This window comes from Streptomyces sp. NPDC051109, assembly GCF_044455885.1.
In the GTDB taxonomy this organism is placed as follows: domain Bacteria; phylum Actinomycetota; class Actinomycetes; order Streptomycetales; family Streptomycetaceae; genus Streptomyces.
The window spans coordinates 94,704-112,950 of sequence record NZ_JBITFF010000008.1; the positions used below are offsets into that span (position 1 = coordinate 94,704).

Genomic DNA, 18,247 nt, shown 5'->3' on the forward strand with positions numbered 1-18,247 from the left:
GCTACTCGGCGGGCTCGGCCCCGGCGTACCGCCCGCGGATCTCCGACACCACACCGAATGCCGCGGCGGTCAGCGGTACGGACAGCAGCATGCCGAGGATCCCGGCGACGCTGGCTCCGGCGGTGATGGCGAGCATGACCACGGCGGGGTGCATCTGGACGGTCCGGCTCTGGATCACGGGCTGCAGGACGTGCCCCTCCAGCACCTGTACGGCGAGCACCACGCCCACGGCCCACAGGCCGATGATCCACCCCCGCTCGGCGAAGGCGACGAGGACGGCCACGGCGCCGGAGATGAAGGCGCCCAGGTACGGGATGTACGCGCCGACGAACACCAGGGCGCCGAGGCCGACGGCGCCGGGGACGCGGAGCACGAGCAGCCCGACCGTGATGCAGACGGCGTCGATCAGCGCGATGAAGGTGGTCCCGCGCATGAAGCCCTGGACGGCGTCGAAGGCGCGGCGGGCGATCGCCTCCGCGGTGTCGCCGGTGGCGCGGGGCGCGAGTGAGCGCAGGGTGCCGGCGACGCGGTCCGAGTCGCGCAGGAAGAAGAACATCAGCAGGAGGGCGAGTACGGCGGTGGCGAGCATCTCGCCGACGACGCTGATGCCGGTGATGACGCCGGAGGCGGCCGTACCGCCGAACTTCGCCAGCAGCTCCTTGGCGTTCGAGGCCAGGTCCTCCAGGGAGGTGCCGGCGGGCCCGAAGCGCTCGGCGAGGTCCTGTCCGGCCTGCTTGAGGGAGTCGAGGATCTGGTCGCCGGTGCTGATCAGGGCGTGGACGACGACGTACCCGGCCCCGCCGAAGACGGCGACCACGGCGAGGCAGGTGAGCGCGGCGGCGAGGGAGCGGTGCACCCCCACCCGTACGAGGCGCCGGTGCATGGGCCCGAGCAGGGCGGCCCCGAGCAGCGCGAGGAGGACTGGCGTGACGGCGGTCTTGAAGGTGATGCACAGCCACACGCCGACGGCGGCCACGCCGGTGACGAGCAGGGCGACCGTGCACCAGGCGGCCAGCCGCCTGACCGGCGGGGGAAGCAGAGTCAGCACCCGTGCATCCAACCACGGCACTCCGGTGCCGCCCTGCCGCCGGGGCCCAGCCCTCCCCGTCGCCGGGGTTCAGTCTTCCTTGGCCTGTTCGTCCATCTCGAACCAGATCGACTTGCCCTCGCCGCGGGGGTCCACGCCCCAGGTGTCCGCCAGCATCTCCATCAGCAGGACGCCCCGTCCGCTCGACGCCATCTCGCCGGGGTGCCGCTTGTGCGGCAGTTCGTCGCTGGAGTCCGCCACCTCGATGCGCAGCCGCCGCGTCCCCAGCTCGCCCACCGCCTCCGCGACCAGCAGCGCGTCGCCGTCCGTGTGCATGAGGACGTTCGTGACCATCTCGGAGACCATGAGCACCGCCGAGTCCACCTGTTCCCCGTCCGCCCAGTCGTGCAGCAGCTCCCGGATCTGGCGGCGCGCACCCGCGATCCGCTCCGGCTCGGCCTGCGCCACGGTGAGCATCGTGCGGCGCGCCGGTCGCACCGGGTGCGCCGCCGGGGCCCCGCAGCCGCAGTCCACACCCTCCCGGCACAGCAGGACGACGGCTATGTCGTCCTCGCGCCGGTCGGCCAGCGGGCCGGTGGTGTGGTGCGAGGAGGGCCCGTGCACCGCCTGGACCAGCAGGTCGGCGAGCTTCTCCAGGCCGTCGGAGCCGTGGGTCCCGTCCGGCTCGTGCGTCTCGGCCTCCAGGATCGCCCGCAGCCGCGCCCAGCCCGTGTCCAGGTCGTGGCCGCCGGTCTCGATGAGCCCGTCGGTGCAGAGCATCATCGTCTCGCCGGGCTCCAGCGTGAAACGCGTCGTCGGGTAGTCCGTGTCCGGGACGATGCCGAGCGGGAGGCCCCCGGCGGTCGGGCGCATCAGCACCGTGCCGTCCGTCATCCGGATCACCGGGTCCGGGTGGCCGGCGCGGGCCACCTCCAGCAGTCCGGTCGCCGGGTCGCACTCCACGTACAGGCAGGTCGCGAAGCGCGGGCTGTGGAAGTCGGAGTCCTCGTACGCATCGGTGATGCCGGCCAGGAAGCGTGAGGCGCGGGAGAGCACCGCATCCGGCCGGTGGCCCTCGGAGGCGTACGCGCGCACCGCGATCCGCAGCTGGCCCATCAGCCCGGCGGCCTGTACGTCGTGCCCCTGGACGTCCCCGATGACCAGGGCGAACCGGCCGGACGGCAGCGGGATCATGTCGTACCAGTCGCCGCCGACCTCCAGCCCGCCGCCGGTCGGGACGTACCGCGCGGCGATCTGCATGCCCGGGATGTCGGGGCCCAGCGTCGGCATCATCGACCGTTGCAGGCCGGAGGTGAGCTCCCGCTCGGATTCGGCCACGCCCGCCCGCTGGAGGGCCTGGGCCAGCATCCGGGCCACCGTGGTCAGGACGGACCGCTCGTCCGGGGAGAAGGACACCGGGTGCTTGAACGCGGCCATCCAGGCGCCCATGGTGCGCCCTGCGACGATCAGGGGGAGGAAGGCCCAGGAGATCCGTCCGAAGCGCTGGGCGAGCGGCCAGGTGGCCGGAAAACGCCTTTTGTACTCCTCGGGGCTGGGGATGTAGATCGCCCGGCCCGTACGGACGACCTCGGCCGCCGGGTAGTCCGTGTCCAGCCGCATTTCAGTGAAGGGGGCCTCGTCCCCGGGGCCGTGCCCGTGGTGCCCGATGATCGACAGCCGCTCTCCGGCCACCCCGAAGACGGCCAGCCCGTCGGGGCTGAAGCCGGGCATCGACAGCGAGGCGGCGACGCGCAGCACCTCCGCCGTGGAGCGGGCCTCGGCGAGAGCGCGCCCCGCGTCCAGCAGGAACGCCTCGCGCGAGCGCCGCCAGTCGCCGGTGATCGGGGTGTGCGCGGCGGTGGTGCCGGGCTGCGGCTCGGCTATCTCCTGGATGGTGCCGATCAGCTCGTAGTCGACGCGCCCCTCGGCGGACCGGTTCTCCACGGGCTTGGAGCGGCTGCGTACGGTCCGCAGCACCCGCCCGTCCTCGTCCATGATCCGCAGCCGGGCCTCCGCGAGGGTGTCTTCGGCCACCGCGAGGTTGACGATTCCGTTGATCTCGTTCCAGTCCACCGGGTGAAACCGCGACCGTACGACGACCTCCGGGAGCACGACGGGCTCCGCGGGCAGCCCGAGCAGCCGGGCGGCCTCGCTGTCGAGGGTGACCGTCCCGGAGGCGTTGTCCCAGCGCCACAGGCCCGTCGCGATGGCGGCCAGGACGTCCTCGGTGCGCACCCGGTCATCTTTACAGGTCATCCCCCCGCCGTGCCTGTTCACGGGGGCTGCCGGGCACGCCAGCACGGTCCCCGGCCCGGACGGTAACCTTGTGAGGGTTGAATCCACCCTGGTATCGCGAAGAACTGGATGACTGATGCATCGGTACAGGTCCCACACCTGCGGCGAGCTCCGCGCCTCTGACGTCAACGCCGACGTCCGGCTGAGCGGCTGGCTGCACAACCGTCGAGACCTGGGCGGCATCCTCTTCATCGATCTGCGCGACCACTACGGCATCACGCAGCTCGTCGCCCGCCCCGGCACCGCCGCGGCCGCCGTCCTGGACAAGCTCTCCAAGGAGACCGTCGTCCGCGTCGACGGCAAGGTCGTCTCGCGCGGCGCCGAGAACGTCAACGCCGACCTGCCCACCGGCGAGATCGAGATCGAGGCCGTCGAGGTCGAGGTGCTCGGCGCGGCCGCCCCGCTGCCCTTCACGATCAACACCGACGACGGTGTGAACGAGGAGCGGCGCCTGGAGTACCGCTTCCTCGACCTGCGCCGCGAGCGCATGCACCGCAACATCATGCTGCGCTCGGCCGTCATCGCGGCGATCCGCTCCAAGATGGTGGCCCTCGGCTTCAACGAGATGGCGACCCCGATCCTCACGGCGACCTCCCCCGAGGGCGCGCGCGACTTCGTCGTCCCGTCCCGCCTGAACCCGGGCAAGTTCTACGCCCTGCCGCAGGCCCCGCAGCAGTTCAAGCAGCTGCTGATGATCTCGGGCTTCGACCGGTACTTCCAGATCGCGCCGTGCTTCCGCGACGAGGACGCCCGCGCCGACCGCTCGCCGGGCGAGTTCTACCAGCTCGACGTCGAGATGTCGTTCGTCGAGCAGGAGGACGTCTTCCAGCCGATCGAGCGCCTGATGACCGAGCTCTTCACCGAGTTCGGCAACGGCCGCGAGGTCACCTCGCCGTTCCCGCGGATCCCCTTCCGCGAGTCGATGCTCAAGTACGGCAACGACAAGCCCGACCTGCGCGCCAAGCTGGAGCTCGTCGACATCACCGACGTCTTCGAGGGCTCGGAGTTCAAGGCCTTCGCCGGCAAGCACGTGCGTGCGCTGGCCGTCCCGGACACCGCCGCGCAGCCGCGCAAGTTCTTCGACGGCCTCGGCGAGTACGCGATCTCGCTGGGCGCCAAGGGCCTGGCGTGGGTCCGCGTGGGCGAGGACGGTGCGCTGACCGGCCCGATCGCCAAGTTCCTCACCGAGGAGAACGTCAAGGTCCTCACCGAGCGCCTGGGCCTGGTCCCCGGCCACGCCGTGTTCTTCGGCGCGGGCGAGTTCGACGAGGTCTCCAAGATCATGGGCCCGGTCCGGGTCGAGGCCGCCAAGCGCGCCGGCCAGTTCGAGGAGAACGTCTTCCGGTTCTGCTGGATCGTCGACTTCCCGATGTACGAGAAGGACGAGGAGACCGGCAAGATCGACTTCTCGCACAACCCCTTCTCCATGCCGCAGGGCGGCATGAAGGACCTGGAGGAGAAGGACCCGCTCGACATCCTGGCCTGGCAGTACGACATCGTCTGCAACGGCATCGAGCTGTCCTCCGGCGCCATCCGCAACCACGAGCCCGAGGTCATGCTGAAGGCCTTCGAGATCGCCGGTTACGAGGCCGAGACCGTCGAGCGCGAGTTCGCCGGCATGCTGCGCGCCTTCCGCCTCGGCGCCCCGCCGCACGGCGGCATCGCCCCGGGCGTCGACCGCATCGTGATGCTGCTCGCCGACGAGCCGAACATCCGCGAGACCATCGCCTTCCCGCTGAACGGCAACGCGCAGGACCTGATGATGGGCGCGCCCACGGTCCTGGAGGAGTCCCGCCTGCGCGAGCTGAACATCGCGCTGCGCAAGCCGGTCGAGACGAAGGCGGCCGACGCCAAGCCGATCGCGGAGGCCGTCCACCCGGACGCCGCGCGGTAATCGCCCGTACGCACGACGAGGGGCCCGGGATCCATCGGATCCCGGGCCCCTCGTCGTGCGTGGGCGGCTACAGGGCTCAGAAGCTCTGGAGCAGTCCCTTGGCGAGCGCGGCGGAGGTCAGTTCGACGGGGGCCGGGCCGGCGTGGAAGAAACCGGCGTTCTCGGCGTCCAGCTTGCGCAGGAAGTCGAAGGCCTTGGCGTCGTGGTCGCCGAAGGCGACGAACTGCCAGTACACGCCGGGTGCCGAGGCCGCGGCGTCGGCGAGGGCCTGCTTGGCGGGCCGGACGCTGTCGGGGGCGCCGTCGGTCTGGAACACGACGAGGGCGGGGTGGTCGCCGCCGTCCTTCTGGTGGCGTTCGAGGACCTGCTCCACGGCGCGGTGGTAGCTGGTGCGGCCCATGTGCCCGAGTTCGGCGTGCCGGGTCTCCACCCAGGCGGCGTCGTGGGTGTCGAGGGTCAGGTCGGCCGTCCCGTCCACGTCCGTGGAGAAGAACACGGTGTGCACGGTCGCCTCGCCGTCGAGGTGTGCGGCGAGGGCGAGGGCGTGGTCGGCGAGGTGCTGGGCGCTGCCGTCCTTGTAGAACGGGCGCATCGATCCGGACCGGTCCAGGACCAGGTACACCTTGGCCCGCGCACCGGCCTTGCCCTTGCCCCGGAGCACCTGCCCGGCCGCCTTGTACGCCGCGGCCACCCCGGGAGCCGCCCGCTTCACGTCGGCGAGCGCGTGGGCCGGCCCCTCGGGCTCGGCCACGGGGGCTTCGGCTTCGGCGGCGACGACTTCGGCCTCGGCCTCGGGCTCGGCGACGACCTCGGCCACCGGCTCCGCCCCGGGCTCGATGACGACCACCTCGGCCACGACTTCGTCGACCGGATCGGCCTCGATGGTCTCGGCGACCGGCTCCGCCTCGACCTCGACGATCTCGGCGACCGGCTCCGCCTCGACCTCGACGATCTCGGCGACCGGCTCCGCCTCCGTCTCGGTGACGACCTCGGCTGCGGGCTCTGCCACGGCCACGACCTCGACGGCGGTTTCGACCTCGACCTCGACCTCGGGCTCCGTCGCTTCGGCAGCCGGCTCCGCCGCCTGGGTCTGCGCGTGGGCAGCCAAGGGTTCCACGACGACGTCGGGTTCGGGCTGTGCCTCCGGCTCAGCCGCGACCTCGGCCACCGGCTCCGCCTCGGGCTCCGCGACGACCTCGGCCGCAGGCTCGACCTCGGGCTCCGCCACCACCTCGGGTTCGGCCTCGGCCGCGACGACCTCGGCGGCAGGCTCGGTCTCGGGCTCCGCGACGACCTCGGCCACCGGCTCAGGCGCAGGCGTCTCGGCCGCGACCGCCGCAGGCTCCGGCTGGGGGCGCCGCGCCTGCTCCGGGACCGTGGGGTCCGGGGCCGTAGCGGTGAGAAGCGTTCCCGGTTCGCGGTCCCGCGGAGCGGACTGCGGGGGAACCGTCGGATTGTCGAAGGAGGCGGCGACCAGCTCGGCCGCCACGTCCAGGGGGGTCCGTTCCGCCTGGCTCGGGACGGCGGCCGAAGTGGCGTCCGTCATCTCCGGAACCGGCTCGGCAGACCGTCCGAACACCTTGCGCAACAAGCTCCGAATACCCATGGGCCAGGCCTTTCGCATGAGTGCGTGCGTCATTTGTCCGTGCTGCGCGGTTGATCCCTGCCCAGAGTGGACACGTAAGGTTATCGGCCGCTTGGCTGGAACTTCGGCAGGGGCGCCCTTCGTGGCGCCCGGCCCGCCCAGCACACACCCCATCTTGCCGAACTCCCGCACCGACGTGCCCGGTTCACCGGGCGTTCATTCCAGCGCCGCCGCTTCGGCGCAACCCGCGCCTACCGTCACGGCTTGGATTCGACCGACATGCTGTCGGCACCCGTGCATCTACGGAGGAAACTCGTGCGCAAGCTTCTGCCGCTCATAGGCAACTCGCATGGGGGCGGCCGGTCCGCCCTCACCTGCCGCTACCGCTGCGGCGACGCCTGCTTCCACGAGGTGCCGAACAAGAGCGACAACGAGTACGTGGGCGACGTCATCGCCCGCGCCTACTCGCGCCGCTCGATGCTGCGCTCTGCCGCCGTCGTCACGGTCGCGTCCGCCGCCGGTACCGCGATCACCCTCGGCGGCAACGGCTCCGCGGCCACCGCCGCCCCCGCCGCCGACGCCCAGGGCGCCGCAGCCGACGCAGGGGGCGCCCGCGGTCTGCGCTTCAAGGCCATCGCGCCGAACACGGACGACCGTGTCACCGTCCCCGAGGGCTACGAGCAGAACGTGGTCATCCGCTGGGGCGATCCCATCGTCAAGGGTGCTCCCGGGTTCAACGCGGACAAGCAGACGGCCGCCGCCCAGGCCGGTCAGTTCGGCTACAACAACGACTTCCTCTCGCTGCTCCCGCTCGGCGGTGACTACGAGCGCCAGCAGCTCCTCGTGGCCAACCACGAGTACACCGACGAGATCCTGATGTTCAAGGGCTACGACCCGGCGAACCCGACCCGCGAGCAGGTCGAGATCGCTTGGGCCGCGCACGGCCTCGGCGTCGTCGTGGTCCAGGAAGACCACCGCAGCGGCAAGCTGACCGCGGTCAACCGCCACCAGCTCAACCGCCGCCTCACCGCGACCAGCGAGTTCAAGCTCACCGGTCCGGCCGCGGGCAGCGCCCTGGTGAAGACCTCCGGCGACCCGACCGGTACCAAGGTCCTCGGCACGCTCAACAACTGCTCCGGCGGCACCACCCCGTGGGGCACCACCCTGCACGGCGAGGAGAACTTCAACCAGTACTTCGCCAATGCCGGCCAGGTCGCCGACGCCACCGAGGCCGCCCGCCTGAAGCGCTACGGCGTCACCGCCGGCGCCAGCGAGCGCAAGTGGGAGCGCTTCGACAAGCGCTTCGACGTGCTCCAGGAGCCCAACGAGTCGCACCGCTTCGGCTGGGTCGTCGAGCTCGACCCGTACGACCCGCACTCCACTCCGCGCAAGCGCACCGCGCTGGGCCGTTTCAAGCACGAGGGCGCCCAGCCCCGCCTGACCGAGGACGGCCGCCCGGTCGTCTACATGGGCGATGACGAGAAGTTCGACTACTTCTACAAGTTCGTCTCCTCGAAGCAGATGAAGAAGGGCGATTCGCGCGCGGCGAAGGAGCACAACCTCACGCTGCTCGACGAGGGCACTCTCTACGTGGCCAAGCTGACCGGTGACTCCCCGGCCGCCGAGTTCGACGGCACCGGCAAGCTGCCGTCCGACGGCCAGTTCGACGGCTCCGGCGTGTGGATCAAGCTCCTCACCTCCTCCCCCTCCGGCAATGTCTCGCACGTCGAGGGCATGACCGCCGAAGAGGTGGCCGTCTTCACGCGTGAGGCCGGCGACAAGGTGGGCGCCACCAAGATGGACCGCCCCGAGGACATCGAGCCCTCGCCGCGCACCGGCCGCGTGTACGTCGTCCTCACCAACAACAGCGACCGCGGCAAGGCCGGCAAGGCCGGTGTGGACGAGGCCAACCCGCGCAACGTGAACAAGCACGGCCAGATCCTGGAGCTCGCCGAGAACTTCGACGACCCGGCCGGCGACGGATTCGCGTGGCGCCTGTTCCTGGTCGCCGGTGACCCGAAGGACCCGGCCACCTTCTTCGCCGGCTTCCCGAAGGAGAAGGTCAGCCCGATCTCCTGCCCGGACAACGTGACCTTCGACCCGCACGGCAACCTGTGGATCTCCACGGACGGCAACCAGCTCGGCTCCCACGACGGCCTGTTCGGCGTCGCCACCGCCGGTGAGCGCCGTGGTGAGCTGAAGCAGTTCCTGACCGTCCCCCGCGGCGCCGAGACCTGCGGTCCACTGGTCCAGGACAAGCGCGTCCTGGTCGCCGTCCAGCACCCGGGCGAGATCGACGGGGCGTCCGTCGAGAAGCCCCAGTCGGTGTGGCCCGACGGCCCCGGCAAGATCGTCCGCCCGGCGGTGGTGTCCGTCTGGCGCAAGGACGGCAAGAACATCGGCGTCTGATCGGGCCCGTAGGCACGTCAGTTGACCGATTGAATCCACCGGGGCGGTGGGTGTTTCACGTGAAACATCCACCGCCCATGGGCGTTTCGCGCAAATAGTTCCTTTCGGAGGGGCTCAGTTCGCGCCCATCAGGCGTCCGACGGGGAGCCTGAGCGTGGTCACCGCCCCACCGTCGGGTGCGTTGGCGAAGCTCAGAGTGATCTCCAGGACCGCCGCCTGGCCGACCACGATGGTCAGGCCCAGCCCGTGGCCCCGGCCGCGGCCCGGATCCCCGGTGCGGAACCGCTGCGGGCCCTGCTCGATCAGTTCGGGCGGGTAGCCGGGCCCGTGGTCGCGTACGACCACCACCGGGCCCTCGACGGTCACCTCGACCGGCGGTGCCCCGTGTTTGTCGGCATTGACCAGCAGGTTGGCCAGGATCCGGTCCAGCCGCCGCCGGTCGGTGAGCACCACCACGTCCCGGACGACCCGTACGGAGGCCTCCAGGCGGGTCGCCGCGACGGCTCGCCGTACCGCCCCGCCGAGTTCCACCCGGGCCAGGTCGGCTCGCTCGACACCCGATTCCAGCCGGGAGATCTCCAGCAGGTCCTCGGTGAGCAGGTGCAGGGCCTTGAGCCGGTCGTTGATCATCTCCTTGGGGCGTCCCTCCGGCAGCAGCGCGGCCGCGGCTAGCGAGCCGGTGAGGGGGGTGCGCAGCTCGTGGGCGACGTCCGCGGTGAAGCGCTTCTCCGCCTCGATCCGCTCCTGGAGGGAGCGGGCCATCGAGTCGAGTGCCTGCGCGACGTCCCGTACCTCGTCGCGGTAGCGCGGCCTGCGCCGGCTGCCGTCTTCTGCGGAGTCGGCCGTGCCCTCCGCCCCGTCCCCGCCGTCCTGCTCTGCGGGGAACCCCACCCGCGCGTCCAGGTCTCCGGCGCTGATCCGGCGGGCCACGGCGGCCGTGGTGGTCAGCCGGCGGCTGATCCGGTCGGCGAGGAACAGGCCGGCCAGGGCCACGACTCCGGCGGCGAGCGCGGCGGAGGCCAGGATCGCGGTGTCGACGTCCCGCAGCCTGTGGCGGGTGCTCTCGTACGGGAGCCAGACGGCGAGGGCTTTGTCGTCGGCGGGCGCGGCGGCCCACATGACGGGTTTGCCGGCGTGCTCGCCGACCATGCTGCCGGTGCCTCCCCGCGCCACGAGCCTCCGCAGCTGCTCGGGGAGCTCGGGCGGGTCCAGGACGACGTTCACGTCACCGTGGGAGGTGCCGTACTGGTACTGGGCGAGGGCGTAGTCCAGGTCCCGGTCCACGTCCTTGCGGACCTCCCCGACGATCTGCCGGGCGACCACGTTGTGCACGAGGATCCCGAGGACCGCCGCGACGGCGCAGCACACGGCCGTGGTGGTCAGGGCGATCTTCCAGCGCAGACTGCTCGTCGCCCGCATGGCGGCCCGGCCCCTCTCAGCGCCGGCTCGGAGAGGCGCACGGGGTGGAGCCGTCCTTCGTCCCGGGGCACTCGTCGAGGGTGAGCTGGGAGAGGTTCATGATTCCGGCTTTGGGGTCCCACACGTAGTCGGAGACGGAGACCTTCTCCGGGTTCGAGGTCGGCTCGCGGACCGCCAGGTGTTCGGCGGCCACCTCCACGCCCTCCAGCACCCCGCGCCAGGCCAGGATCCGGGCGATCGATCCGTCGTCCTGGACGGTGTAGACGCGCAGTTCGCTGACCCGGCCGTCGACGTCGAGGGCGGTGATCAGCTCGTCGCGGCCGTTGCCCGTCACGTCGTGCAGCACCGCGGGCCGCACCGGGCAGTGCGGACCTCCGTCCACAGCCTGTGTACAGAGCGCGAGCCGCTGCACGGCCCGGGGGTCGACGAGGCGCCCGGTCCCGCCGTCCTGGGCGGTGGCGGCGGTGATGTCGGCCCGTACGACCTCCACCGCGTTCACACCCCGCATGCTGAGGCCGGCGACCTTGGGCAGCCCCGGTACCACGGCGGCCGTACCCGGCTCCTGGCCCGGGCCGGGCGGGTCCGGGTGGATGTCCGCCCACAGGGACTGCGGTGCGTGCACCGTGCCCAGGTCGCCGTCGTCGCGCAGCCCGTCCACATCGGCACACCCGGACGCCGCCGCGAGGACGGCGGCGAGGACCGGGGCCGCTGCGCGGCCGCGCCGGTGGAGGGGCCTCATGCACCGATGCTCCCCCGCCGGGGCCGCGCGGGCCCGGCCCCGGGGCCGTTCGGGTGACGCACGAGAGCCGGCCCGCGGGGCGGCCCCGCGTCAGTGCTCGTCGGCAGCGATCGCGCGGGCCGCGGCGAGTTCGTGGCGCACCGGGGCCAGGACGGAGGTCTCGTCCCCGGGCGGCAGCGCCGCGGGACGCAGCTGGGTCGGCGTCCGGACCCTGCGCACCCCCTCGGCGAGGGTCCGCAGATCGGCGATGACGATCGCCACCTCCTCGGCGCGGGGGGCTTCGGCTCCGTGGTTGACCCGGACCCGGGCGGCGGTGGTCGCGTCCACGATCCGCTCGACGGCGACGACCAGCGGCCACCAGGCTGCCGCCCGGGCCCCCGTCGGCGGGGGTTCGGTCAGCGCCCGTTGGAACTCGTTGCGTACGCCGGACATCTCGCGGTAGATCCGCCGCCGGGCCTGGAGCCGCGCGGTCCGCGCCGCCCGCTGCCCGGCTTCCGTCTCGGGATGGGATCCGAAGGCCCGCTCCACGTAGCGGGCCGCGTCGTCCACGGTGTCGGCGAGCCGGTCGCCGATCCGGGTGTGCCAGCTCTCGGGCCACAGCAGATAGCCGGCGACCAGGGTGATGGCGCAGCCGATCAGGCTGTCCAGCAGCCGGGGCCGGATCAGGTCGAAGCCCTGGTGGTTGAGGAGGTCCGAGAGCAGCAGGATCACCGGGGTGATCGCGGCCGTCTGGAAGGCGTACCCCTTGGTGGAGAACACGGGGATCAGCGCGGCGAGGACCATCATCACCGGTACGTCCCACCAGCCGCGCGGTACTTCGGCGAGCACGGCGGCGGCGATGACCAGGCCGGCCGCCGTGCCGAGGGCGCGCAGTACGGCCCGGGAGAACACCGAGCCGAAGTCGGGCTTGAGGACGAAGGTGACGGTCAGCGCGACCCAGTACGACCGCTCGACCGGCACCACGGAGACCAGCGTCTGGGCGAGTCCGATGCACAGGGCGAGGCGCAGCCCGTACCGCCAGGAAGCGCTGGACAGCATCATGTCGCGCACGGCCCGCCGGGCGCGGACCGTCAGCGCGGCGGGCCGGCCGAGCCGGTCGTCGACGTTGTGCAGGTCCGGATCGGGCAGGTACACGATGGCCGCGGCGTGCCGCACTGCCGCGTCGAGGGCCCGTTCGGCGGGGGTGTCCGGCGCGGGCAGGTCCAGTACGGGCTTTCCGGTGCTGCCGTGTTCCACGGCCTGTGCCAGGTCCCGTACGGCCGCCGGGATCTCGGGCGGCAACGCCCTGCCCCGCAGGTGCATGGCGGGGGCGGCCTCCACCAGCGGGATCACCACGTTCAGCTGGGCCAGCATCCGTACGAGCGCGGGACTGCGGCCGTGCACCCGGGCACGGCGGCCCAGGACCAGGTCGTAGGCCTGGTTCAAGGCGTGTGTGACCTGCCGGCGGCGCTCGTCGTAGTCCGGTCCGCCCGCGGCTTCCAGCGCGTCGGCGAGCGCCCGGTAGGTGGCCGCCACGGCGACGCGCTCCGGCTGCCGCCCGCGCAGCGGCCAGCCCAGCAGGGTCAGCAGCAGGACGAACAGCCCGCCGGCGCTGAGCAGCAGCGGGGCCGTCCACCAGGGCTGGGGGAGCGGCAGGCCGGCGCCTACCACGGCGTTGAGGAGCAGCAGCAGTCCGGACACGGACGCGACCGTGCCGATCGAGGAGATCATCCCGGAGACGAGGGCGATCAGGGTGAGGACGCCGACGGCGAGCCAGCCGTGGCCGAAGACCAGGGTGCCCAGGGCGACTCCGACCGCTCCGAAGAGCTGCGGCACGGCGATGTTCAGGAGCCGCATCCGGTAGGCGTCGGCGGTGTCGCCGATGACCCCGGACAGGGCGCCCATCGAGACGAGGGCCCCGTACTCGGGCTCGTTCAGGGCGAAGCCGACGGCGAGAGGGACGGCCATCGCGATCCCGGCGCGCGCGGCCGCGGCCCAGGGGATGGGGGCGGCGCTCGGCCGCAGTCCCTTGAGCAGCCAGGCGGGCGGAGCCAGCGGACGGTGCCGGGGGCGCCCGGAGGGTATCTGTTCGGTGCGTTCGGTGCTCATTCAGCTTCCGTGCGGCCGCTCGTGAATCGGTTCTTCTGCGCTGTTCCGGGGTCTTGCGTTCTTCTTGGGTCCTTCTCGTGTTCTTCTGGGGCGTTCTGCGCGCGCCGGTACGTTCCGAGCTTATGGGGTGCGGCGGCGTCGGCCCGTCAACCAGGCGGCGAGTGCGGCGGCGAGCCCGATCGCCAGCACCACCCAGGCGGTGGTGCGCAGGAACGCGGTGAGCGCGTCGTACACCGCCGCGGCGGCAGCCCGGTCGATGTCCGCCGGCAGATCGTCGAGGGTGAGCCGGCGGCAGACGGCCACCGCGATCCACAGCAGTACCGCGCCGACGGCGATCCCCAACCCGGTGGCGATCACGGCGCGGCGCCGGTGGACGGCGACGGCGATCGCCGTGGCGGCGAGCACCACGGTCAGCACGGGGAGCCAGAGGCCGGCGATCTGCAGCATGCGGAAGCCTTTCCGGAGCGCGCCGAGGTCGTCGTACTCCATGACCTTCACCGATACGTGGGTCACCGGGATCCGGTCGGCGAACGGCACGCCGTCGGCGACGAGGTCCCCTTTGACCTGCGCGATCACGGGCGCGAGATCGATGGAGACGGCGTCGCCGTCACCGGTGGTGAGCGCCTTGAGGAAGGCGGCGTGAGCGGCGCGGTTGGCGGCGTCCCAGGCGGTGCGGTAGGCCGGGGTGCCGGCGAAGGAGCGCAGTGCCTCGCCGAGCAGGGCATCGACCCCGCCCTGGAAGGGCCCGGCGTCGATCTGTCCGGCGAGGGCGCGGCCCGCCTGGCTGACGACGACGCCTTGGACGGCGGGGTCGTCGGCCAGTGGGGACATCGCCGCGGTGTACCGGTCGGCGTCGCCCAGCTCGCGGTCCGCCCAGTACGCGACGGCACTGGCGGGCACGAGGAGGGCCACCAGCACGATGAGTACCGCCGAGAGGAAGGTGCGCACGTCACCAGGGAAAGCCGCTGAGGCGAGCGGCGCGAGCGGTGTTGCTGCGGGCGGGTGGCGGTCGGGTTCCGGGTGCTGATCCGCTGATCCACTTGCCGGTCCGGAGCGGCGGGTGTGCCCTGGAGGATGGGAGAGAGGAGCCCTGTCATGGCACATGCGGCACCCACCGCCCCGAGGCGGCACTGGCAGGCGACCGGTACGGACGACGTGATGAAGGGCCAGCTGACGCGGGCGCTGCTCCTCGGACTGGTCTACGGCGTCTGGGCGGCGTACATGAAGCGCGACACGGGCGCCGTCGATGCGGGAAACGTCCTGTACGGCATCCTCTGCGGCGCCGTCTTCGCCGGCATCATGTTCACCCTTGCCCGCTTCGGCCCGCGGTTGATGCGGGAGCTGCACGCCACGGCGTACGGCGCGTTCGGCGGGATCGCGGTGGGCTATCTGTACAGCCTGGCCGACCACTCCATCCTCCGCTCGTGCTGGGTCGGCTTCATCACCGGCATCGGCATCGGGCTGGCGGCGTTCTACCGCTACCACACGCGCGAGCCCTGAGCCGGCGGCAGACGGCCGCCCTGAGCGCGGCAGGCGCCGGTTCCCCGCACGGGACCGGCGCCTGCGCGTGTCGGGCGGCTCAGCCCTCGGACGGGGCCTCGGAGCCGGTGACCGGGGCGGTCACCGTGGCGGCCGCGGGAGTGTCCTCGCCGTCGGCCCCGCGGATCGGCGGCTTGGGCGCCGTCGGGGTGTGGCGGGTGGCCTCGGCGCGGAGCATGGCGTTCAGGGCGGTGTACGGGTCGATGGGCATGCCGGAACCTCACGTGTTCGGGTGTGTGGGGGTGTGCGCTGCTGCTCGGCCCGCTCAGCAGCGCAGGACCACACTCCGCTCTGTCCACGCGGACGGCATCGGCCCGTCCGTCCCGTAGGCATCGGCGCGTACGGCCTGATCGGTGTGTTTCACGTGAAACACCGGACGCGGCAGCCGGTGTACTCCCGGCAGCCCGCGCACGACGAGCCGTACGGCGATCCGCACTTCGGGATCCGCGGCCGGATCGGACTCCCCCTCGGCGGGGGTGCCCGGCTCGCTCGGCGTGCCGGAGGCGGTGCGTTCGACCGCGGCGGCCGCCGCCGCGGCCGTCGTGACGGCGGGACCGGACGCGAACAGGCACAGCAGGACGACACAGGCTGCCGTAAGGGCCCTGGCCAGTGCCGTGCGTGCGTACCGCGTCCCGCTCATGCGAGGGGTCTGCCCCGACACGCCGGACCACTCCCCGATCGGGCCGGAGAAGCCCCCGACCGGGGGACGAAGACACCCCCCTCGGATGACGGGAAGGAGCGGCGGCGGCCGACTCAGCCGGTGCGGCGCTGGCCCGTCAGCCGGGCCAGAACGGTGGTCTCACCGCTGACCAGCCGGAGTTGGGCGCGCCCGGGCCGCTGCCCACGACCGCGGACCCCGGCGGGCGAGACCCGGTCGACTGTGAACACGGCGGTACGGCGGTCCGCACGCGCGATCTCGACGGTCAGCCCCCGCCGCAGCTCGGCGAGGCGCAGATCGGCGGCGGTGACCACGGCGGTGCCGGCCGAGCCCGGGGCCGGGCTTTCGTGGTCCCAGGCGGCCTCCTCGGCGTCCCCGCCCAGCGGCAGGTCGACGCCCAGGCTCGGGATGCGCAGCCGCAGCGGCCGCGAGACCCGCAGCGGCTTGATGGCGGCGGCGCGGGCGGGTCGGGCCCCCTTGCCCGGTGCGTGTTGCCCGGCATGCTCCAGCTGCTCGACGAGCCGGCGGTGGCCGGACAGACCCAGCGCGCGGGAGGGCAGCGCGTCGGCGGCGGTGGCCGCCGCGGGCCGGGCACCCTCGGTGCTCCGCAGCATGCCTACGCCGGCTCCCAGCAGAGCCACCGTCAGCACGCCGACCACCCACTTGGCGCGGGGCATGGAATTCCCTCCCGGTCCGATCCCCGGCTCCGGCGGCCGGGACTACTGAGAGCAGTGGACCCCCTCCTTGCCCGTCAGTACCGCTTATAACGCCGGAGACTGACGCCACGTCACAGGCGTGTCGCCGCTCCGTCGCGGGCGTCTTCCCAGCTGGCGACGGGTAAGCCACCGCCATTCCGTGGATTGCGCAAGATACGACCGAACGAGTGGACCGTGGAAAGACCGCGGCCCCGGCCGCCGGGGGCGGTCGGGGCCGTGGATTGCCGGGTTGGGCGTCAGCTCGCGGGCTGCGGCTCCTGCCGGGGTGCGGCGGCCGGGGTGAGGGAGCGTTCGGCGAGGACGCCGAAGGCCAGACCGAAGGTCGTCCACATCACGGCCTGGATGGCCAGGGTGGCGAGGCGGAACTGCCAGATCAAGGCGGCCGGGAAGTCCGCCGGGACCTCGTTGACGCCGGGCAGGGACGCGTAGGCGATGGCGACCGCCGCGACGAAGGCGACCGAGGCCGCGATCGACGCGTTCCAGTTCCCGAGCTTGGGCGCCAGGCGCCGGCCCAGGATGAGCGCGGCCGCGGACAGCAGCACGCTCAGCGCGATCATCAGGACGTAGAGGGTGGTCCTCCGGACGACGGTGTCGGGGTCTCCGACGGCCGGCGGGTTGGAGGGGTACTTGAGGAACGGTACGAGGTTCAGTGCGACGAACAGGCCGCCCGAGACCAGCAGGGCCGTGACCCGCGGGCCGAAGCGGCCGATGCGGCCCAGGGCGTAGCAGAAGACGAGCGCGGCGATGCCGCCGAGCGCGATCCCGTACAGCAGCGTGCCGGTGCCGAGGCCGGCCGTGGCCTGGAGGGCCCGGCTGACCGGGGCCGCCTCCTCGCCGTGGTCGTGGGCGGCGTGGCCCGCTTCCTCGATGGCGATGGCCGCGTCGACCTTGGACTCACCCAGGACGTACGCGACGAGGAAGGCGGCCACGCCTGCGAGCAGACCGGCCAGCATGCCCCGGACCAGCAGGACGCGGGGGGAAATGGGGTTCATGGTTCGGCTCTTCCCTCGCTGAGGTGGAGGTCAGTGGCAGGGGAAGCCGAGGAGGTGGCGGCCGTCGTGCATCCACTCGTGGACGGTGTCGCCCTCGAAGAGCGCGGTGGCGCCCTGCTCGGCACCGACGAGGTAGAGCAGGACCAGCATCAGGACGCCGACGAACACGGCCCAGGGGGCGAGCGCGGAGAGCGAAATCGGGGCGACGGCAGGGGCCGTCGTGGGCACGGCGGAGTGAGCCATGGCAGTACCTCCAGAGGGAACACGCGTCCCGGTCAGTGGTGCTCGCGACGACATGGCGGGTCTGACTTTCCTCCCCCTCCGGGAGGATTCACAGTGGCGCGACCGTGCCGGATTTTCACCGGTACTTCCGTCATACCGTCGTCTTTTTTAGGTTGTCGTCCGAGACCGTACCGCGTTTACGCTCCCCTTATGAAGAGTGCCGTGGTACGAGTTCAGTTCGTCACACGTCCGTTCGACGCCGCCTCACGACAGATTCGTTTCGCCCCCGGTGCCCCCTGCCCGGGCTACGAGGGCCTGCGCGGCCCCGACACGGGGGAATGGGCGGGCCGGACCCTGGACGAGGTCTCCGCCGAGGATCCGGCCGCCGTACAGCGATGGCTGACCGACCCCGGCTACGCGCCGCCCGGAGGGGAGTCCGTCACCGAGCTGGTCGCCCGCGTGGGCACCGCACTCGCCGGCCTGGCCCCCGGCACGCATCGCGCCGCGGTCGACCAGGCCGTCGTACGGGCGGGCGTGGTGCACGCGCTGGAGCTGCCGGCCGCCGCGTTCTGGCGCCTCGACGTACGGCCGGACACGGTGACCACTCTCACCGGGCGGCTCGGCAGGTGGAACCTCCAGCTCGGCCTACCACTCGACGAGTAGC

General features: G+C 72.3%; 16 protein-coding genes. 4 read left to right on the top strand and 12 right to left on the bottom strand.

The window, feature by feature from the left end; all coding sequences use genetic code 11:
* Position 1: 1 nt before the first annotated feature.
* Both ACIBAD_RS17100 and ACIBAD_RS17105 read right to left on the bottom strand, forming a co-directional pair.
* A complete protein-coding gene (locus ACIBAD_RS17100) occupies positions 2-1,045 on the bottom strand; it encodes an AI-2E family transporter (RefSeq protein WP_134074480.1) in 1,044 nt (347 codons plus the stop codon).
* A 72-nt stretch (positions 1,046-1,117) separates the two neighbouring features.
* Complete coding sequence (locus tag ACIBAD_RS17105; protein WP_134074479.1) at positions 1,118-3,262, bottom strand: SpoIIE family protein phosphatase; 2,145 nt, start codon at positions 3,260-3,262, stop codon at positions 1,118-1,120.
* Positions 3,263-3,398: 136 nt separating this feature from the next.
* Here ACIBAD_RS17105 and aspS point away from each other — a divergent pair, with 136 nt between their 5' ends.
* The gene (gene aspS, locus ACIBAD_RS17110) at positions 3,399-5,216 is read left to right on the top strand and encodes an aspartate--tRNA ligase (protein WP_134072703.1); all 1,818 of its coding nucleotides are present in this window, start codon (positions 3,399-3,401) and stop codon (positions 5,214-5,216) included.
* A gap of 76 nt (positions 5,217-5,292) precedes the next feature.
* On the opposite strand, the gene ACIBAD_RS17115 is transcribed toward aspS, so the two are convergent.
* A complete protein-coding gene (locus ACIBAD_RS17115) occupies positions 5,293-6,762 on the bottom strand; it encodes a VWA domain-containing protein (RefSeq protein ID WP_398907478.1) in 1,470 nt (489 codons plus the stop codon).
* A gap of 354 nt (positions 6,763-7,116) precedes the next feature.
* Between ACIBAD_RS17115 and ACIBAD_RS17120 the strand changes: the two genes are divergently transcribed.
* Positions 7,117-9,210 (top strand): PhoX family phosphatase, encoded by a 2,094-nt coding sequence (locus ACIBAD_RS17120; protein WP_134072701.1) that lies wholly within the window; start codon positions 7,117-7,119, stop codon positions 9,208-9,210.
* Positions 9,211-9,324: 114 nt separating this feature from the next.
* Here the strand turns inward: ACIBAD_RS17120 and ACIBAD_RS17125 are convergent, their stop codons facing one another.
* The 4 genes from ACIBAD_RS17125 to ACIBAD_RS17140 all read right to left on the bottom strand — a co-directional run bounded on the left by ACIBAD_RS17125 (position 9,325) and on the right by ACIBAD_RS17140 (position 14,404).
* Positions 9,325-10,629: a sensor histidine kinase gene (locus ACIBAD_RS17125; RefSeq protein WP_398907480.1), complete on the bottom strand. Its 1,305-nt coding sequence runs from the start codon at positions 10,627-10,629 to the stop codon at positions 9,325-9,327.
* A 16-nt stretch (positions 10,630-10,645) separates the two neighbouring features.
* Positions 10,646-11,368: a hypothetical protein gene (locus tag ACIBAD_RS17130; protein ID WP_398907482.1), complete on the bottom strand. Its 723-nt coding sequence runs from the start codon at positions 11,366-11,368 to the stop codon at positions 10,646-10,648.
* Between the two features lie 90 nt (positions 11,369-11,458).
* On the bottom strand, positions 11,459-13,456 hold the full coding sequence (locus ACIBAD_RS17135; protein ID WP_134072699.1) for an FUSC family protein: 1,998 nt from the start codon (positions 13,454-13,456) through the stop codon (positions 11,459-11,461).
* 120 nt (positions 13,457-13,576) lie between these two features.
* On the bottom strand, positions 13,577-14,404 hold the full coding sequence (locus tag ACIBAD_RS17140; RefSeq protein ID WP_134072697.1) for a hypothetical protein: 828 nt from the start codon (positions 14,402-14,404) through the stop codon (positions 13,577-13,579).
* 147 nt (positions 14,405-14,551) lie between these two features.
* On the opposite strand from ACIBAD_RS17140, the gene ACIBAD_RS17145 reads away from it, so the two are divergent.
* Positions 14,552-14,956 (top strand): hypothetical protein, encoded by a 405-nt coding sequence (locus tag ACIBAD_RS17145; protein WP_134072695.1) that lies wholly within the window; start codon positions 14,552-14,554, stop codon positions 14,954-14,956.
* Positions 14,957-15,035: 79 nt separating this feature from the next.
* Here the strand turns inward: ACIBAD_RS17145 and ACIBAD_RS17150 are convergent, their stop codons facing one another.
* The 5 genes from ACIBAD_RS17150 to ACIBAD_RS17170 form a co-directional block, all read right to left on the bottom strand.
* Positions 15,036-15,206 carry a hypothetical protein gene (locus ACIBAD_RS17150; protein WP_166681899.1) on the bottom strand — a complete coding sequence of 57 codons (171 nt, stop codon included), beginning with the start codon at positions 15,204-15,206 and terminating at the stop codon, positions 15,036-15,038.
* A gap of 54 nt (positions 15,207-15,260) precedes the next feature.
* Positions 15,261-15,635, bottom strand: coding sequence for a hypothetical protein (locus ACIBAD_RS17155; protein WP_134072693.1), 375 nt, complete (start codon positions 15,633-15,635; stop codon positions 15,261-15,263).
* Between the two features lie 113 nt (positions 15,636-15,748).
* Positions 15,749-16,330, bottom strand: a complete 582-nt coding sequence (locus ACIBAD_RS17160; RefSeq protein ID WP_134072691.1) for a class F sortase — start codon at positions 16,328-16,330, stop codon at positions 15,749-15,751.
* 275 nt (positions 16,331-16,605) lie between these two features.
* Positions 16,606-17,361 carry a CbtA family protein gene (locus ACIBAD_RS17165; RefSeq protein ID WP_134072689.1) on the bottom strand — a complete coding sequence of 252 codons (756 nt, stop codon included), beginning with the start codon at positions 17,359-17,361 and terminating at the stop codon, positions 16,606-16,608.
* A 30-nt stretch (positions 17,362-17,391) separates the two neighbouring features.
* Positions 17,392-17,604 carry a CbtB-domain containing protein gene (locus ACIBAD_RS17170; protein ID WP_030857499.1) on the bottom strand — a complete coding sequence of 71 codons (213 nt, stop codon included), beginning with the start codon at positions 17,602-17,604 and terminating at the stop codon, positions 17,392-17,394.
* Positions 17,605-17,793: 189 nt separating this feature from the next.
* On the opposite strand from ACIBAD_RS17170, the gene ACIBAD_RS17175 reads away from it, so the two are divergent.
* Complete coding sequence (locus tag ACIBAD_RS17175) at positions 17,794-18,246, top strand: histidine phosphatase family protein (protein WP_398907487.1); 453 nt, start codon at positions 17,794-17,796, stop codon at positions 18,244-18,246.
* The last annotated feature ends 1 nt before the right edge of the window (position 18,247 follow it).

What these genes read in the sequence shown, in the direction of transcription:
- ACIBAD_RS17155 (WP_134072693.1), bottom strand. Translation starts at nt 15,635, where the DNA reads ATGAGCGGGACGCGGTACGCACGCACGGCACTGGCCAGGGCCCTTACG.
- ACIBAD_RS17170 (WP_030857499.1), bottom strand. Translation starts at nt 17,604, where the DNA reads ATGGCTCACTCCGCCGTGCCCACGACGGCCCCTGCCGTCGCCCCGATT.
- ACIBAD_RS17160 (WP_134072691.1), bottom strand. Translation starts at nt 16,330, where the DNA reads ATGCCCCGCGCCAAGTGGGTGGTCGGCGTGCTGACGGTGGCTCTGCTG.
- ACIBAD_RS17175 (WP_398907487.1), top strand. Translation starts at nt 17,794, where the DNA reads ATGAAGAGTGCCGTGGTACGAGTTCAGTTCGTCACACGTCCGTTCGAC.
- ACIBAD_RS17150 (WP_166681899.1), bottom strand. Translation starts at nt 15,206, where the DNA reads ATGCCCATCGACCCGTACACCGCCCTGAACGCCATGCTCCGCGCCGAG.
- ACIBAD_RS17145 (WP_134072695.1), top strand. Translation starts at nt 14,552, where the DNA reads ATGGCACATGCGGCACCCACCGCCCCGAGGCGGCACTGGCAGGCGACC.
- aspS (WP_134072703.1), top strand. Translation starts at nt 3,399, where the DNA reads ATGCATCGGTACAGGTCCCACACCTGCGGCGAGCTCCGCGCCTCTGAC.
- ACIBAD_RS17125 (WP_398907480.1), bottom strand. Translation starts at nt 10,629, where the DNA reads ATGCGGGCGACGAGCAGTCTGCGCTGGAAGATCGCCCTGACCACCACG.
- ACIBAD_RS17115 (WP_398907478.1), bottom strand. Translation starts at nt 6,762, where the DNA reads ATGACGGACGCCACTTCGGCCGCCGTCCCGAGCCAGGCGGAACGGACC.
- ACIBAD_RS17165 (WP_134072689.1), bottom strand. Translation starts at nt 17,361, where the DNA reads ATGAACCCCATTTCCCCCCGCGTCCTGCTGGTCCGGGGCATGCTGGCC.
- ACIBAD_RS17135 (WP_134072699.1), bottom strand. Translation starts at nt 13,456, where the DNA reads ATGAGCACCGAACGCACCGAACAGATACCCTCCGGGCGCCCCCGGCAC.
- ACIBAD_RS17130 (WP_398907482.1), bottom strand. Translation starts at nt 11,368, where the DNA reads ATGAGGCCCCTCCACCGGCGCGGCCGCGCAGCGGCCCCGGTCCTCGCC.